16 protein-coding genes and 3 tRNA genes are annotated in these 15599 nt (G+C 53.8%); 16 read left to right on the top strand and 3 right to left on the bottom strand.

The features are described from left to right. Positions 1 to 10: 10 nt before the first annotated feature. Positions 11 to 307 (top strand): DNA-directed RNA polymerase subunit K, encoded by a 297-nt coding sequence (locus TPEN_RS01475; RefSeq protein WP_148677874.1) that lies wholly within the window; start codon positions 11 to 13, stop codon positions 305 to 307. A gap of 8 nt (positions 308 to 315) precedes the next feature. Here TPEN_RS01475 and TPEN_RS01470 read toward each other — a convergent pair whose 3' ends face one another. Further along, positions 316 to 654, bottom strand: coding sequence for an arcadin 1 (locus TPEN_RS01470; RefSeq protein ID WP_011751964.1), 339 nt, complete (start codon positions 652 to 654; stop codon positions 316 to 318). Positions 655 to 764: 110 nt separating this feature from the next. Between TPEN_RS01470 and TPEN_RS01465 the strand changes: the two genes are divergently transcribed. The 3 genes from TPEN_RS01465 to TPEN_RS09635 all read left to right on the top strand — a co-directional run bounded on the left by TPEN_RS01465 (position 765) and on the right by TPEN_RS09635 (position 1323). Continuing rightward, positions 765 to 865 (top strand) — tRNA-Thr (locus TPEN_RS01465). Positions 866 to 1014: 149 nt separating this feature from the next. After that, positions 1015 to 1118, top strand: a tRNA-Lys gene (locus TPEN_RS01460). 80 nt (positions 1119 to 1198) lie between these two features. After that, positions 1199 to 1323 (top strand) — tRNA-Val (locus TPEN_RS09635). A gap of 29 nt (positions 1324 to 1352) precedes the next feature. On the opposite strand, the gene TPEN_RS01450 is transcribed toward TPEN_RS09635, so the two are convergent. Continuing rightward, positions 1353 to 2846 (bottom strand): glycine--tRNA ligase, encoded by a 1494-nt coding sequence (locus TPEN_RS01450; protein ID WP_011751963.1) that lies wholly within the window; start codon positions 2844 to 2846, stop codon positions 1353 to 1355. A gap of 207 nt (positions 2847 to 3053) precedes the next feature. Between TPEN_RS01450 and TPEN_RS01445 the strand changes: the two genes are divergently transcribed. The 11 genes from TPEN_RS01445 (at position 3054) to TPEN_RS01395 (ending at position 14352) form a co-directional block, all read left to right on the top strand. After that, complete coding sequence (locus TPEN_RS01445; RefSeq protein ID WP_011751962.1) at positions 3054 to 3296, top strand: DNA-directed RNA polymerase subunit H; 243 nt, start codon at positions 3054 to 3056, stop codon at positions 3294 to 3296. After that, on the top strand, positions 3293 to 6685 hold the full coding sequence (locus tag TPEN_RS01440; RefSeq protein WP_011751961.1) for a DNA-directed RNA polymerase subunit B: 3393 nt from the start codon (positions 3293 to 3295) through the stop codon (positions 6683 to 6685). Before TPEN_RS01445 ends, TPEN_RS01440 begins: the two co-directional genes overlap by 4 nt. Positions 6686 to 6695: 10 nt before the next feature. Further along, complete coding sequence (locus tag TPEN_RS01435) at positions 6696 to 9362, top strand: DNA-directed RNA polymerase subunit A' (protein WP_011751960.1); 2667 nt, start codon at positions 6696 to 6698, stop codon at positions 9360 to 9362. Beyond that, positions 9346 to 10566, top strand: a complete 1221-nt coding sequence (rpoA2, locus tag TPEN_RS01430) for a DNA-directed RNA polymerase subunit A'' (RefSeq protein WP_052885004.1) — start codon at positions 9346 to 9348, stop codon at positions 10564 to 10566. Before TPEN_RS01435 ends, rpoA2 begins: the two co-directional genes overlap by 17 nt. A 2-nt stretch (positions 10567 to 10568) precedes the next feature. Continuing rightward, entirely contained in the window at positions 10569 to 10883 is a 315-nt protein-coding gene (locus tag TPEN_RS01425) for a 50S ribosomal protein L30e (protein WP_011751958.1), read from the top strand. After that, positions 10880 to 11329, top strand: coding sequence for a NusA-like transcription termination signal-binding factor (locus tag TPEN_RS01420; RefSeq protein ID WP_011751957.1), 450 nt, complete (start codon positions 10880 to 10882; stop codon positions 11327 to 11329). Before TPEN_RS01425 ends, TPEN_RS01420 begins: the two co-directional genes overlap by 4 nt. 72 nt (positions 11330 to 11401) lie before the next feature. Next, positions 11402 to 11845 (top strand): 30S ribosomal protein S12, encoded by a 444-nt coding sequence (locus tag TPEN_RS01415; protein WP_011751956.1) that lies wholly within the window; start codon positions 11402 to 11404, stop codon positions 11843 to 11845. A 5-nt stretch (positions 11846 to 11850) separates the two neighbouring features. Next, a complete protein-coding gene (locus TPEN_RS01410) occupies positions 11851 to 12726 on the top strand; it encodes a DNA-directed RNA polymerase subunit D (RefSeq protein ID WP_052885003.1) in 876 nt (291 codons plus the stop codon). Positions 12727 to 13115: 389 nt separating this feature from the next. Further along, positions 13116 to 13478 carry a 50S ribosomal protein L18e gene (locus tag TPEN_RS01405; RefSeq protein ID WP_011751954.1) on the top strand — a complete coding sequence of 121 codons (363 nt, stop codon included), beginning with the start codon at positions 13116 to 13118 and terminating at the stop codon, positions 13476 to 13478. A 14-nt stretch (positions 13479 to 13492) separates the two neighbouring features. After that, on the top strand, positions 13493 to 13957 hold the full coding sequence (locus tag TPEN_RS01400) for a 50S ribosomal protein L13 (protein ID WP_011751953.1): 465 nt from the start codon (positions 13493 to 13495) through the stop codon (positions 13955 to 13957). Beyond that, the gene (locus TPEN_RS01395; protein WP_011751952.1) at positions 13954 to 14352 is read left to right on the top strand and encodes a 30S ribosomal protein S9; all 399 of its coding nucleotides are present in this window, start codon (positions 13954 to 13956) and stop codon (positions 14350 to 14352) included. Before TPEN_RS01400 ends, TPEN_RS01395 begins: the two co-directional genes overlap by 4 nt. 75 nt (positions 14353 to 14427) lie before the next feature. On the opposite strand, the gene TPEN_RS01390 is transcribed toward TPEN_RS01395, so the two are convergent. Next, a complete protein-coding gene (locus tag TPEN_RS01390; RefSeq protein ID WP_052885002.1) occupies positions 14428 to 14658 on the bottom strand; it encodes a DNA-directed RNA polymerase subunit N in 231 nt (76 codons plus the stop codon). Between the two features lie 197 nt (positions 14659 to 14855). Here TPEN_RS01390 and TPEN_RS01385 point away from each other — a divergent pair, with 197 nt between their 5' ends. Further along, positions 14856 to 15587, top strand: a complete 732-nt coding sequence (locus tag TPEN_RS01385; RefSeq protein ID WP_011751950.1) for a hypothetical protein — start codon at positions 14856 to 14858, stop codon at positions 15585 to 15587. Positions 15588 to 15599: the final 12 nt, after the last annotated feature.

Raw genomic sequence — 15599 nt, 5'->3', positions numbered from 1 at the left:
TCTTGTCCTTATGATTAGTGAAAATAGCTCGAAAAACAGTGGCGAGCACGAAAAATTCGAGGTGAAAATAGGCCCTCCATGGCTCACGAGGTTTGAAAGAGCTAGAATAATAGGGATTCGAGCTCTCCAAATTTCTCTGGGTGCACCGGTTCTAATACAGGTCAGCGAGGAGCTCTCTGATCCCATAACAATAGCCGAGAAAGAGCTAGAGCTAGGCCTGCTTCCGATAATCGTTGTCAGGTGGACGCCGGAAGGGAAGATCCAAGAGATACCGATAAAGTATTTGAAGCTCAGACCACAGCTCTAAGCTTGGGTTTACTCTTCTCTCCGAATTTTCACGTTTTCGCCGCTGACCTCGATCACGAAGAAGTCTCCTATGCTGGGCTTCACGGGGAAACGCTCCCACTCATCCTCGGTTAACACCAGCGTCACTCTGGGAATTCTCACCGTGTTCGGAGCCAGCCCAGGCATCATTCTCATGACTTGAGCTATTATAGGAGCGATCTCCCTGCCTATCTCGCTCTCATCTTTCTGCACGATTACGGGTCCGGGAAGCTCTCTCTCCTCGGTAAGCTCTAGCTTCACGAGCTTCTCCCCGAAAGGCGCGTCCATCAAGGAGATATTGGTTACCTTTGCCCTAAAGCTTACAGACATCCAGCCCACTGGGTAGTAGGCTTGAGGGCCACCTTTTAAGTCTTAGCCCGCGCGCAAAGATACTCGCGAAAGATTTATTTCCCAAGACATGTTTTCTCCGATAGCCTTTAGCCCCGGTAGCTCAGCGGGTGGAGCGTCGGCCTTGTAAGGGAGGCTGCGCGGGGTTCGAGAAAGCCGAAGGTCCCGGGTTCGAATCCCGGCCGGGGCTCCATGCCGTTTTCAGGTAAAATCAAAAAGCCGCGTTTTTTCCTACCGTAAATAGCGATGATGAGTGACTTGCCGCCCGAAGCATGAAGAACGGCAAACAGCTGAGCGCGAAAATTTTTTATGGCATACGTTCTAGGTGTACTCGGCGGGCATGGGCCGGTAGCTCAGCTAGGTAGAGCGACGGTGTGGGACAAGCTAGCCCTGCGTCGAGGCTTTTAACCCGTAGGTCCCGGGTTCGAATCCCGGCCGGCCCGCCAATAATTCCATTGTTTGTACGGCCTGGCCAAAATCTGCGAAAAAGTTTATTACCTGAAGGCGTTTTTCGCAGAAAAGGGTTGGGCCCGTCGTCTAGCGGTTAGGATACGGGGTGGGCGCCTAAGGTCGCCCTCACAAGGGTCGAGGAGGGGGTTTCGATCCTGAGAGCGGCGGAGGTCCCGGGTTCGAATCCCGGCGGGCCCACCATTTTTCCTGTACAAAGGGAGACGTTATGGTCACAGCGTCGCGATTAGCTCTGAGAGCCTGGCCTTAAGGTTTTCCACTCTTTCCCGTATTTGTTCTTTCGTGTCTCGGAAGCGTATCGTGACGGTATCGTCCCTCAGTGTTTGTCCGTCGATAGTTATCGAGAACGGTACGCCTATCTCGTCAGCCTTCGCGTATCGCCGCCCTATGCTTCCATCCTCGTCGTAGTAACACCTAAAGTGTTTCTTCAGCTGGTTGTAAATCTCGCGGGCTTTCACGTCGAGCCCGTCTCGTTTTACCAGCGGGAAGACTGCGCACTTAAAGGGGGCTATCCTCGGCTTTAACCTCAAGTAGGTCCTCCTCTCCTCCCTCACGTAGGAGTCCGTGAGCACGGCTAGGAGTATCCTCTCCAAGCCAAAGGATGGTTCGATCACGTAGGGTATCACGGTTTTGCCGTTGTCGACTATGTGGAGAGCTTCACCGCTGTACTCCTGGTGTCTTTTCAAGTCGTAGTCAGACCTATTCGCGATACCCTCTATCTCCTTCCAGCCCATGTACGGGAAGAAGTACTCGATGTCGAACGTCTGCACAGCGTAATGCGCTAGCTCTGTCTTCACGTGTTCCCGCACCCTTAGCCTCTCAGGCCGTAGTCCCAGGCTCCAAAGCCATCTAAGAGACTCCCCTATCCAGTAAGCATGCCACGCGTTCTTAATTACTCCTGTTTCTACGGCCTCGCCAAGCTTAATGCTTTTGGCCTCGGAAACACCTCTCTCCTGCTCCTCGGCCGACAGGAAGTTCACGCGTAGCTCCTCGACCTCTTTAAAGTAGGGGCACTCGTTCAGCTTTTCAGGGTTTACAAAGTACTCTATCTCCATCTGCGTGAACTCCCGCAACCTGAAAAGGAAGTTTCTAGGAGATATTTCGTTCCTGAAAGCCTTCCCTATCTGCGCGATCCCGAAAGGAAGGGTAGCCCCCATTGTAAAGACTACGTTCTTGAAGTTGGTGAATATCAGCTGGGCAGTCTCCGGCCTAAGGTACGCCGTCATAGATTTCCTGGGCCCAACCTGCGTGTCGAACATGAGGTTGAATTTTCTGGGCTCCGAGAGTTTACCTCCGCACGCTGGGCAACGTACGTTGTTGTTTTCTATGAGTGACTTTATCGTCTCGAGGGAGTACTCTGGGATCTTCACGCCCACCTCTTCGAGCAGATGGTCTGCCCTGTACTCTGCTCCGCAGGACGTACACGTAACTATGTAGTCGATAAAGCTTTCAACGTGTCCGCTAGCCTCCCAGGTTCTAGGGTGGGTTATTATCGCTCCGTCTATTCCGTAGATATCGTCCCTCGTCTCGACAAACCACTTCCACCAATCGTTCAGAATGTTGCGCTCTAGCTCGACACCTACCGGTCCATAGTCATAGAACCCTGCCAGTCCGCCGTATATCCTCCCACTTGGAAATACTATACCCCTACGAATGCAGAGATCCGTTAGCTCGTCGAGGGTAATATCTCTGTACTTTTCTTCCACCCCTCTGTTCACCCCCTTTTACGTAGAGCCCAAGAGGCCCCCTATATCTCTCTTACGATGCTGAGCGTCGAAACATTAAGCCTGCAATTGAGGACAACTCAGTAGTTTTTACGAGCCTCATTGTTTTGGGGTTCAAGCATTCCCTGGCACAAAGTTTAAAAAGAGCGCAGAAGTCAATACAATCCAGTCACGCTGTAAGGGTCTATTATGCCTAGGAAGTTCGATGTTTTGGAGCACGAGCTTGTGCCTAAGCACGTGTTGCTCTCTAAAGAGGAGGCCAACAGGCTACTTAAAGCTATGGGGCTGAAGAAGTCAGAGCTACCGTGGATATACTCGACCGACCCTGTTGCCAGGGCTTTGAAGGCTAAGCCCGGAGACGTGATAATGATTATAAGGCAAAGCCCGACAGCCGGAGAGTCTGTGGCATTCAGGCTGGTGATGCGCGGATGAGCTCGCGCGCCGTGCAGGCAAAGCTATCCAGGGAGGATAGGTGGAGAGTGGTAAAAGCATACGTAGACGAGCTAGGCCTCGTCAGGCAACACTTAGACTCCTTCAACGCTTTTCTAGAGCGTGGACTCCAGGAGATAGTGGACGAGGTCGGCGGTATCAAGGTTGAGTCGCAGGGTGTTGAGATAAAGTTTGGGAAAATAGAGGTTGGTCAGCCCACGTTTAGGGAGGCTGACGGTAGCGATCTCGCTTTGACACCTATGATAGCAAGGCTGAGAAACATAACCTACGCGGCACCGCTCTACCTTACAATGACGCTCTACGTCGACGGGGAGGAGAGGCGGACGGAGTCCGTCTACATAGGTAGTCTGCCCATAATGGTGAAAAGCAAGAAGTGCGTTCTCTACGGTCTCAAGTCGGAAGACGAGATAGTTAAGTACGGCGAGGACCCGTACGACCCCGGAGGGTACTTCATCGTTAACGGCTCTGAGAGAGTAATCGTGATGCAGGAGGATCTGTCGGTGAACAGGGTTCTCGTGGACTACGGCGGCGCTAGCGGCTCCGTCACGCATACAGCAAAGGTTTTCAGCGTTGCCGCTGGCCAAAGGTCGCCGCTTACAGTCGAGAGAACGAAGGATGGGATGATATACGCCTCCTTCCCGGCTTGCCCGTCGAAAATACCAGTAGTAGTGTTGATGCGCGCGCTGGGTCTAAAGACGGACCAGGAGATAGCCTACGCCATAGGCAACGATCCGATAATTCAGCAGGAGTTTCTGCCCGTATTAATGGAGCAATCGAAGATCGCCGCTACGCCCGAGGAGGCTCTCGACTACATAGGCTCCAGGGTGTCCCCGGGCCAGCCGAGAAACGTGAGGATAGAGAGGGCGCAAGCCGTTCTAGATGAAAACTTGTTGCCGCACATAGGTAGAGGCCCCGCTGCTAGGATTTCTAAGGCTTTCTTCGTGGGGCAGATGGTTTCCCGGTTGCTCGAACTCAAGCTCGGCATGCGCGGGCCCGATGATAAGGATCACCTCGCGAATAAGAGGATACGGCAGGCCGGCGAGCTGATAGCGCAGGTGTTCAGGAGCGCGTTTAGACAGCTAGTAAAAGAGATGACTTACTCCATCGAGAGGCACACTTCCAAGACTCGGGATATCAACCTGGTGAGTATAGTCAGGCCGGACATAATTACCGAGAGGTTAAACCACGCACTCGCGACTGGCAACTGGGTGGGCGGCAGGACGGGTGTGAGCCAGATTCTGGACAGGACGAACTACCTCTCGACAATCTCCCACTTGAGGAGGGTTGTCTCGCCGCTATCCAGGACTCAGCCGCACTTCGAGGCTAGGGAGCTTCACCCGACGCAGTGGGGCAGGCTTTGCCCCGTAGAAAGCCCCGAGGGGCAGAACTGCGGCTTGGTAAAGCACTTGGCGCTTCTGGCTACTCTCTCGAACGGGACGGACGAGAAGCAGGTGTACGACCTGCTGGTAGGCAGGCTGGGAGTAGTCCCCGTGGAGAAGACGGTGGGGAAGAATATCTCGGGGGCTAGGGTCTACCTCAACGGGCGGCTCATAGGCTACGTTGAGGACGGCAAGGGTCTCGCGGAGACTTTGAGGAAGCTTCGAAGAGAGGGAAGAATAAGTCACGAGGTCAACGTTGCCTTCTATTCTCATGAATACACCGTCGGCGGGGTTAAGGGTAGGATAGAGGAGGTTTACGTCAACTGCGACGCTGGGAGGATACGAAGACCTCTGATAGTAGTCGAAAACGGTGAACCGAGGCTTAAACACGAACATGTAGAGCTGTTGAGGAAAGGCGAGTGGACTTGGAGCGACCTCATAGAGAACGGCATAGTCGAGTACCTAGACGCAGAGGAAGAGGAGAACGCCTACATAGCTACGGATGTGTCCGAGCTAACTCCTCAGCACACTCACCTCGAGATTGTCCCGGCGGCGATCCTAGGCATTATCGCGATGACGATACCCTTTATCGAGTACAATCAGTCGCCGAGAAACTCGTATCAGGCGGCGATGGCTAAGCAGTCCCTGGGAATACCGCACTACAACTTCAAGCTCCGCATGGACCCCAGGATGCACGTGATGTACTACCCCCAGAAACCGCTCGTGAAGACTCGCATCTTCGACCTGCTACCCTTAGACAACCTGCCCTACGGCACAAACATGGTGGTAGCGGTTCTGACAGGCGGAGGATACAACATCCAGGATGCGGTGGTCATCAACAAGGCTGCGATAGAAAGAGGCATGTCGAGGTCCGTCTTCTTTAGAACATACGAAGCCGAGGAGAGGAGGTATCCCGGTGGGCTCGAGGATAGGTTCGAAAAGCCCTCCCTAGAAAAGGACCTTCTAGACGTTAAGCCTCCTCAGGCTTACGAGGCTATAGACCCCGTGGACGGCATAGCCTACGTGGAGGCAGAGCTCTACGGCGGTCAAGCTGTGGTGAGTAGGACGAGCCCGCCGCGCTTCTACACGAGCACCCTGGAACCTAGGGTTATGACCAAGAGAAAGGACACCTCCCTACTCCTGCGACACGGTGAAAAAGGGATAATTGACCGCGTCTTCATAATGGAGAGCCCCGGAGGCATAAAGCTCGCCAAGGTAAGAGTGAGAGATCTGCGCCCCACGGAGCTCGGGGATAAGTTCGCCTCGCGCCATGGGCAGAAAGGCGTCGTAGGGATGCTTGTACCACAGGAAGATATGCCGTTCACGGAAGAGGGGATAACCCCTGACCTAATAATCAACCCGCACGCTATTCCTTCGAGGATGACCGTCGGACAGCTACTCGAGGCGATAACGGGGAAGGCTGCCGCGCTCGCCGGTAGGAGGATCGATGCTACGGCTTTTGAACCGCCGTCGTTAGATGAGATAAGAGAGATACTCAGGAGCTATGGCTTCAGGAGCGACGGGAAAGAGGTTCTCTACGACGGGGTTACCGGGGAGAAGTTGGAGGCCGAGATATTTATCGGTGTCGTGTACTACGAGAAGCTACACCACCTCGTTGCCGACAAGATGCACGCGAGAGCCAGGGGTAGGGTACAGATACTAACGCGGCAACCCACGGAGGGTAGAGCGCGGGAAGGAGGTCTGAGGTTCGGCGAGATGGAGAAGGACTGCCTAGTCGGGCACGGAGCCTCCATGCTCCTTAGAGAGCGTCTCCTCGAAAGCTCAGACAAGACTACGATATGGGTTTGCGAGAACTGCGGCTATATGGGGTGGTTCGACGCGAGGAAGAATACCCCCGTATGCCCTGTCTGCGGCGATAAGGGAAGGCTTAGCCCCGTCGAGGTATCCTATGCGTTTAAGCTACTTTTGCAGGAGCTTACGGGGCTAGGGCTCTCTGTGCGACTGATCCTTAAAGACAAAATCCAGTCGTGAGGTGCACGGTATGAGTACGAGCACGAATCCCAAGATAGTCGCCGGGATAAAGTTTGGGATACTCTCTCCAGAGATGATCAGGAAAATCGCCGTGCTAAGGATAGAGACCAGTGAGCTCTACGACGAGGAAGGCTTCCCGATACCTGGCGGGCTCATGGATAGAAGAATGGGATCCATAGAGCCGGGAGCCGTCTGCCAGACATGTGGAAACAGGTTCACGAACTGCCCAGGGCACTTTGGATACATAGAGCTCGCGAGACCCGTGATACACCCGAGCTTCGCCCCATACATAGCTATCCTTTTGAAGGCTACCTGCAACAGGTGCGGGAGGCTCAAGTTACCCGAGGAGAAGATAAACAAGGCTAAGAAGCGCATGGAGGTGTACTCCGCCAAGTGGCCAAGCCTGAAGACGAAGTATGCTAACACCCTACTTAAAGAGGCGGCTAAGGCTACGGTATGCCCACACTGCGGCGCCCCCCAGTACAAAATCAGACTGGACAAGCCGTACACGTTCTACGAGGAGAGAGAGGAAGGGCTCGTAAAGCTTACACCGCTCGAGATATGGGAAAGGCTTTCGCGCATACCGGAGGGGGACTTAAGGGTTGTAGGGATAGACCCCAAGGAGGCTAGACCCGAGTGGATGGTGCTACGCGTCATACCGGTTGTACCGCCGTCTGTACGCCCGTCGATAACCCTGGAGAGCGGCGATAGAAGCGAGGACGATCTCACGCACAAGCTGGTCGACATAATCCGGGTAAACCAGAGGTTAAAGGAGAACATAGACGCCGGATCTCCGTCGCTAGTCATAGAGGACCTCTGGAACCTACTCCAGTTCCACGTAGCAACGTACTTCGACAACGAGCTCCCCGGGATACCCCCCGCTAGACACAGGTCGGGCAGACCCCTCAGAACCCTCGCGCAGCGCCTTAAAGGTAAGGAGGGGAGGTTCAGGGGGAGCCTGGCCGGCAAGCGTGTCGACTTCTCCTCTAGAACAGTGATCTCTCCTGACCCGAACCTAAGTATAAACGAGGTGGGCGTTCCCATAGACGTAGCAAAGGTTCTAACGGTCCCGGAGAAAGTTACCCCCTGGAACATTGAGAAACTGAGGAAACTCGTCATAAACGGACCAGACGTATGGCCCGGGGCGAACTACATAATCAAGCCGGATGGGTCGAGGATAGACTTGAGATACGTCAAGCACCGCGAGGAGATCTCCCAGACGCTAAAACCCGGCTACATAGTGGAGAGGCACCTGATGGACGGCGACGTCGTACTCTTCAACAGGCAACCCTCTCTACACAGGATCTCGATAATGGCGCACATAGTCAAGGTACTTCCGTACAAAACCTTCAGGCTTAACCTTCTGGTAACAATTCCCTACAACGCGGACTTCGATGGAGACGAGATGAACCTTCACGTACCTCAGAGCGAAGAGGCCCGCGCCGAGGCGCGGGAGCTCATGTTGGTACAGGAGCACATAATGACGCCCAGGTACGGGGCTCCCATAATAGGGGGTCTGCACGATTACATCTCCGGTAGCTACCTTCTAACGAGGAAGGACGCCTTGCTGGACAAGAAGAGCGCCTTAAGGCTGCTCTACATCGGGAACAACTGTGACCCGCTGGTGGAGCCAGCCATAATTAAGCCCGGACCCTACTGGACGGGGAAGCAAATTGTCAGCATGTTCCTCCCGAAAGGACTGAACTACGTTGGACGCGCAAGCGTTGCACCTGCCTCTGGTAAGTGTGACGAGGAGTACTGCGAGAACGACGGCTATGTTTTGATCAAAGACGGGAAGCTACTGCTCGGTGTCTTTGATAAGCAGGCCATAGGGGCGGAGAAGCACGGTACGGTTCTGCACGAGATCGTACGGGAGTTTGGAGTCGAAAAAGCGAAAGAACTCATGGACGGCATGTTCAAGGTATTCATAGCTTACCTGGACATGCACGGTTTCACGATGGGGGTTGACAGCGTGGAGATCCCGAGGGAAGCCGAGGACGATATCAGGGAGATACTGCAGGAGGCGGAGAAAAAGGTCGAGGACTTGATCAGGCAGTACGAGAGCGGCGAGCTGCAGCCCATGCCTGGGAAGACCCGCAAGGAGACCCTCGAGGACTTGATAATGAACGTGCTCGCAGAGGCGAGGACTCGGGCAGGCGAAGTCACGAGTAAGCACCTAGGTCTGCTCAACCACGCGGTTATAATGGCTAAGACAGGTGCGAGAGGAAGCATGCTCAACTTGACGCAGATGGCAGCGGTCGTCGGGCAGCAGTCAGTTAGAGGGAAACGGATAGAGAGAGGATACACCGGGCGAGCGTTACCACACTTCGTTAAAGGCGACCTCTCGCCGCTCGCTAAGGGATTCGTTTACAGCTCATTTCGCAGGGGCTTGTCCCCCGTGGAGTTCTTCTTCCACGCAATCTCCGGAAGAGAAGGACTCGTAGACACAGCCGTCAGGACTGCCCAGTCCGGGTACATGTACCGCAGACTTCAGAGCGCAATGCAGGACTTCTACGTATCGTACGACGGGACTGTCAGGAATAGCGAGGGGATGATAATACAGTTCAGGTACGGCGAGGACAGCGTTGACCCTGCGAGGAGCGACCACGGGAAACCCGTAGACGTTGATAAGTTGATAAAGAAGGTCTTGACACTAAGGGGTGAGAAGCGTGAGTGAGCCTATAAGCGAGGAGGAGCTGTGGAACGAGATCGAGAAGTACCACGAGCTTCTGCCCGCCTCTCTGCGCAGGGAACTCTACGACAAAATATTGAAGGCGGGGCTAAGCCGCTCAGAGGCTCTCTCAGTGATCAATGAGGCTCTCCGAAGATACCTGTCGAGCCTAGTCTCCCCCGGCGAGGCAGTAGGCATGGTGGCGGCACAATCTATAGGCGAGCCCGCCACCCAAATGACCTTGAGGACGTTCCACTTCGCCGGCGTAAGGGAGCTCAACGTGACCCTGGGGCTTCCGAGGCTTATCGAAATAGTGGACTTAAGGCGCGAACCCTCAACCCCCATAATGGAAGTGTACCTGGAGCCGGAGCACGCCAAAGACCTCGACTTCGCGTTGAAGATAGCCAGGGAGATCGAGCTCACCACGATGGAAAACCTCTGTAGCTCCATAACCATAGACTACTTCGAGTTCGCCATAGTAATGGAGCTAGACCCAGACATGATGGAGAACAGGGGCGTCACGATGGATGACGTTATAAACGCCCTGGAGAAGCTGAAGGGCAAGAAAGGGAAGATAGAAGTGAACGGTAATACCGTTGTGCTCTACACGGGGCTCGAGGATGTCACAAAGCTTAGACGCATGTACGACAGGGTCCTAAACCTAAGAATCAAGGGGTTAAAGGGTATCCGCCACGCCATAGTCAAGCCGGTCAGGGACGAGAAGGGAGAGCTCGTCGAGTACGTGATACTCACGGAGGGTAGCAACCTGAAGGCCGTTCTTGGAATAGAGGGGGTAGACCCGAGGAGAACAACCACGAACAACATACTCGAGATATACGAGGTGCTAGGCATCGAGGCGGCGCGGGCAGCCATAATAAAGGAGATAAAGAAGGTTCTCGATGAACACGGACTCGACGTGGACTGGCGCCATATAATGATGGTCGCCGACGCGATGACTTACTCCGGCAAGGTGCGGCAAGTGGGTAGGCACGGAGTAGCCGGGGAGAAGGGGAGCGTGCTGGCGAGAGCCAGCTTCGAGGTGACGGTGAAGAACCTCGTAGAGGCAGCGCTTCGAGGAGAGCTCGACGAGCTAAGGGGGGTCATCGAAAACGTGATTATAGGTAGCAAGCCTATACCGCTGGGTACTGGCTCAGTAAAGTTAAAAATGAGGTATGAGTTTGGACAGAGCGCGCAGAAAGAGGTGCAGTAGCGATGGGTGCGGAGTTCATTAGGGAGCTTCAAACAGCGATAAAGACGGGGAAGGTCGTGCTGGGTTCGCGTAAAACCATAAAGTTGCTTTCGACGGGGAAAGCTAAGATGGTTATTCTCGCTCAGAATGCACCGACGATAATCGCGGAGGAGATCAAGTACAAGGCTAGGCTAGCCGGGATACCTGTCTACGTCTTCGAGGGGACGAGCAAGGACCTTGGAGCGGCATGCAACAAGCCGTTCTTCGTTTCAGCTATAGCTGTTCTCGACCCCGGCGAAAGCAATTTAATCGAGATGGCCAAGGGCGCACGGGCATGACCTCGGAGGAGGGTCGAAGACTGACGCATGAAGACCTCCAGATAATGAATTTGTTCGAGGAGATAACGAAGGTGCCGCCTAAAGACATAGTCTACGACGATACCTTCCAAAGGTACATATTCCTGGTGGACAAGGGTTTTGCCCCCCTCGCGGTTGGGAAGAACGGGTCAAAGATACGGATGATTAAAGAACTGCTTAGAAAAGACGTGGAAGTAGTTGAGGACGGGTCATCCCTCGAAGATTTCGTCAAATCGGTGTTCTTCCCCGCCAGGGTCGTCGAAGTTAAAGTCCGAGAAGAGAATAACAGGAAAGTTGTCATAGCCGTGGTTCCCCCGGATCAGCTCGGGCTCGCGATAGGCAGGAACGGCAGGAACGTTCAGCGGGCGAAAATCCTGCTGAAAAGATACTATGGGGCGGACGAGGTAAGAGTGCAGAGACAAGGGTAAAGCCCTCGCTGCGGGTGCGCGATGAAAAAGCTTTTAAAGAAGATATTCGAAGAAAGGAGCTGGTGTTCCTAAGTGCCGGGTAGCAAGTCTCCTAGAGGGATGTTCGCGGCGAGAAAGCTTGAACTCAAGCGTAAAAAGTTCAGGTGGAGCGATCTTGAGTATAAGCGCCGGATACTTCAATTGAAGAAGAAAGTCGACCCGCTCGAGGGAGCCCCCCAGGCTAGAGGAATAGTCGTAGAAAAAGTGGGTATTGAGAGCAGGCAGCCCAACAGCGCTGTGAGGAAGTGCGTTAGGGTTCAATTACTAAAGAACGGCAAGGTCGTTACGGCGTTTCTACCGGGCGATGGAGCCCTCCTCTTTGTTAACGAGCACGACGAGGTGGTTATCGAGGGTATAGGCGGCCCTGAGGGAAGAGCTTACGGAGACCTGCCTGGAGTGAGATGGAAGGTCATAAAGGTGAACGGAGTCTCGCTAAAGGAGATACTCAGGGGAAGAAAGCAGAAGCCTACGAGGTAGCACTCGTGTCGAACCTGCCGGAACTTCAGGTGCTCTCCAAGAAGCAGAACCGCCTAGTATTCATGCTTAGAAACACTACGCCTGCGTTTGCCAACGCCCTTAGAAGAGCCCTAATCTCCGAGGTTCCAATACTGGCGATAGACGAGGTAATAGTAACGGAGAATACCAGCGCTTTATGGGACGAAATGATAGCCCACAGGCTGGCCCTGGTCCCGCTGAAGATAGACCCGGAGACGTACGACGCTCTGAGGGATCTCTACGAGCAGGGGAAAGACCCTCAGGTGATTTTCTCGCTCGAGGAGGAGGCAGGAGAGCGGCCGAGAACAGTTCTAAGCGGGCACCTGAGGTTTGAAGGCATCGAGGGTGCACCTTTGCCCCCCGAGTCCGCAGGCATAGAGCCGGTCTCCAAGAATATTCCCATACTTAAGCTTGGGAAGGGGCAGAAAATCTCCCTAACGGCGATAGCCAGGATGGGTACAGGCAGGCAGCACGCAAAGTGGCAACCGGTAGGCCCCGTGGGTTACAAGTATAAGCCCGTGGTCAGAATTCTCAGGGAAGACTTACCCGAGGATGAAGCATTGAAGATAATTTCCACTTGTCCGAGAAGGGTTTTCGGCTATGTCGACGGGAAGTTGACAGTTATAAACGAGATGCAGTGCTCGCTCTGCAGAGAATGCGAAGAAAAGTTCCCCGGAATCGTAGAGGTGGACGGCGATCCGAGCAACATAATACTCACTGTGGAGAGCATCGGGTGTCTACCACCGGAGAAACTTCTAGCCGTCGCTGCAGATGTTCTAAGCAAAAAGCTTGACAACTTTCTCGAAAAGGTCCAGCTAGCGGTAAGCTCTACTCTCACCGGTAAAGCTCCAAGCGAGAACTAGCGAAAGGGAAAACGGGCAAGGAACTTCTCGAAAGCTCTGACTGTCACTTGTGTCGCTTCGCCTTCGAGGGTGGTAAACCGCTACTCTATCTACGCGTGCGTTGCAAGGGCTGAGACAAAAACGCTCCTAGGACTCGCTATTTGCTCTTGCAAGCTTGAAGCTCTGGGAGGCGTTATGCCGCTTCGCAGACGTCAAGGCGGAGGTTAAGCCGGCCGCGAAGGAGCTAGTCGAAGAACCGCTGAAATTACGGCCGGTGGGACGAGAAATTAAGAGGAAAGGACTGCTAGGGAAAGGCGCGGGTCTCTCTTCACGTAACGCTACAAACGCGATTAAGGAGTGCAGTAAATTTTTAAAGTCTATGCACTTGGAGATGGAGGTGTTAAGTAGAAATGAAGAGGACTGGTCCAACGAACATTCACCTTCGCCTATTGATACACAAGCTCAGAAAATACAGCCGGCTCTACAAAGCCCCAGTGTGGAGAGATGTAGCCGAGTACCTCGAAAGACCGCGTAGGAAGAGAGTCGAGGTAAACCTCTCTAGGATCGATAGGCACATCAAGGAGGGCGACGTGGTCGTGGTACCCGGGAAGGTCCTGGGAGGAGGCTCGATAACGAAGTCGAACGTAGTCATAGCTGCGTGGAGGTTTAGCAGATCAGCCCTTGAAAGGCTAGATGGAAGGGTGAAAGCGATCTCGATCGAGGAGCTCTTGGAACAAAACCCTGAGGGTAAAAACGTTAAAATAATAACTTAGGTAGGGGGTGAGGTATGAGCGGAAAAGAGGAGGCAATTGTTATCGATGGAACGGGGCACATCGCCGGGAGGCTTGCAAGCGTGGTGGCTAAAAGGCTTCTGAAAGGAGACAGAGTGGTTGTTGTTAACGCGGAGAAAATAGTGATTACGGGAAAGCCGAAGAGGGTTGTGGAGAAGTATCTTAAGAGGTGGGTCGAGTGGAAAACTTACTACAACCCGGAGCTTAGAGGCCCTAAGTATCCCAAGACTCCCGACAGGCTCTTTAAGAGAATGGTGCGTGGAATGTTGCCTATGGAGAAAACGATTGGGAGAGACTCCCTGAAGAGGCTTACGGTCTACGTAGGGCTACCGGATGAGTATAGGAACGCGAAGCTTGTAAAGGTGGAAGAGGCGCTCTTCAAAAACGAGCTGGTTCCGTACATCACCCTGGGGGAGCTTTATAAGTCCTTAACGAACAGAGAAGTGGTGAGTAACGCATGAAGATGGTGTTGGCCTCTGCCCGTAGAAAGACTGCACGCGCAAGGGTTATCCTTCGCGATGGCCGCGGGAGGGTATTCGTAAACGGGACTCCATTGGAGATACTCGAGCCGGAGGTCATACGGTTAAAAATAATGGAGCCTCTGAGGCTTGCCGGTAGCCTTGCCGAGAAGGTTGACATCTACGCTGAAGCCGAGGGAGGTGGTATCGTCTCACAGGCTTCCGCCATTAGGACGGCTATAGCGCGGGCTCTTGTAGAGTGGAGCGGGAGCGAAGAGCTGAAAAAGCTGTACTTAGCTTACGACAGGAGGCTTCTCGTAGAGGACCCGCGCCAAGCAGAGCCTAAGAAACCTAGAGGGAGATCGGCGAGGGCAAAGAGGCAGAAGAGTTACAGGTAGCTATTTGTACGAGTAGCTCCCAGACTTTCTGTGTGGACTCGTGCCTCTTGATTCGAGCCCTGGGGCGGCGCTCGGTTAGCGTACGCGTGAAGGTTGCGGGATGTACTCCTCTATCGAGCCGTACTTTATTATCTTGTCAATAGCCTCCGTATGAGACAGGAACATCCTCCTACAGCAATACCTGGTTATCCCTAGATCGTCGAGAACTTTGTTCGGGTCCTCGCCGTTAGCTACGCGCGTAGAGTACTCGTTCCACTTATCCCCTATCAGGGCTCCGCAAGTAAAACACCTTATCGGGAACATCATACGTGTTCTGTACTTACGTGTGGCGTTGAGCTTTTTAAACATTCTGTGCGCGTGAAGATCGAAGAGAGGGGGGATTCTCGCTGGTTGTCGCAGAGGTAGAACCCGCCTAAAGGGCTCTCTTTCGCGAGAAGGAAGGCGAGAGAATAGGTAGAGCTACGGAGCTAAAGATTTATCGATGCTCTCTTCGAGTAAGCATTGTGCATAACTTACGGGCGACGGTGTACTGCGTTGAAGAAAGCCTCGCACGCGAGTTTATTCTGCGCGACGTTTCCGAGGCTCTCTCAGAAGGGGGTAGGGTCTATGGAGCTGTGGGGGAGTGGCTTCGAGCGTACTTAGGCGAAAGGTTCGCTGTAAGGGATATCTGCATCGACGCATGCACGCTGCGGGGCCTCTCCACACTTTACGCTGTTCTTAAGGGACGCGTGACCGTGATGGGCTACGCTGTGCAGGCATCGTTTTTCTCAAGGCTGAACGAGAAGCTTGCTGTGCTCAGCTACGAGGATCCGGGAAACGCGGAGATCTACGGCCTCTTGTCCAGCCTGAAAGACGCGGGTGTTACCTTTAAGGAGAGATGCGCGGAAGAAGACCTCGCAGTACACCTCTTGGAGAGTTTTCCCCGGATACGGAGATACCTGCCTCTACTCTTAGCAGCTAAATCTCATGTTCATCGCGCATGCCTTCTCCTTCAGCTCGCGTGTAGCGAGGTGGACGCTTTCTCGGAGGTATACTCAGCTGTTGACAATGCCCGGTGGATCGTTTACATCGAAGATAGTTGCGTAGTACCGTACAACCCCCGCTTCAGGATAGTTCTCCAGCCTCATAGGTGTTCTTTAAGAGGGGCTCCTCGGAACTTGATGGAAAAGCTCTCGAAGGTAGACCCCTTCAGTGTCGTCAGGGTGGAGGGAACGGAGACCGCGAAGCTCAAGTAGCCCGGAAAGGCA

Origin of the sequence: Thermofilum pendens Hrk 5 (genome assembly GCF_000015225.1) — an archaeon.
GTDB lineage: Archaea > Thermoproteota > Thermoprotei > Thermofilales > Thermofilaceae > Thermofilum > Thermofilum pendens.
This window is presented reverse-complemented; position numbering and strand designations above follow the sequence as displayed.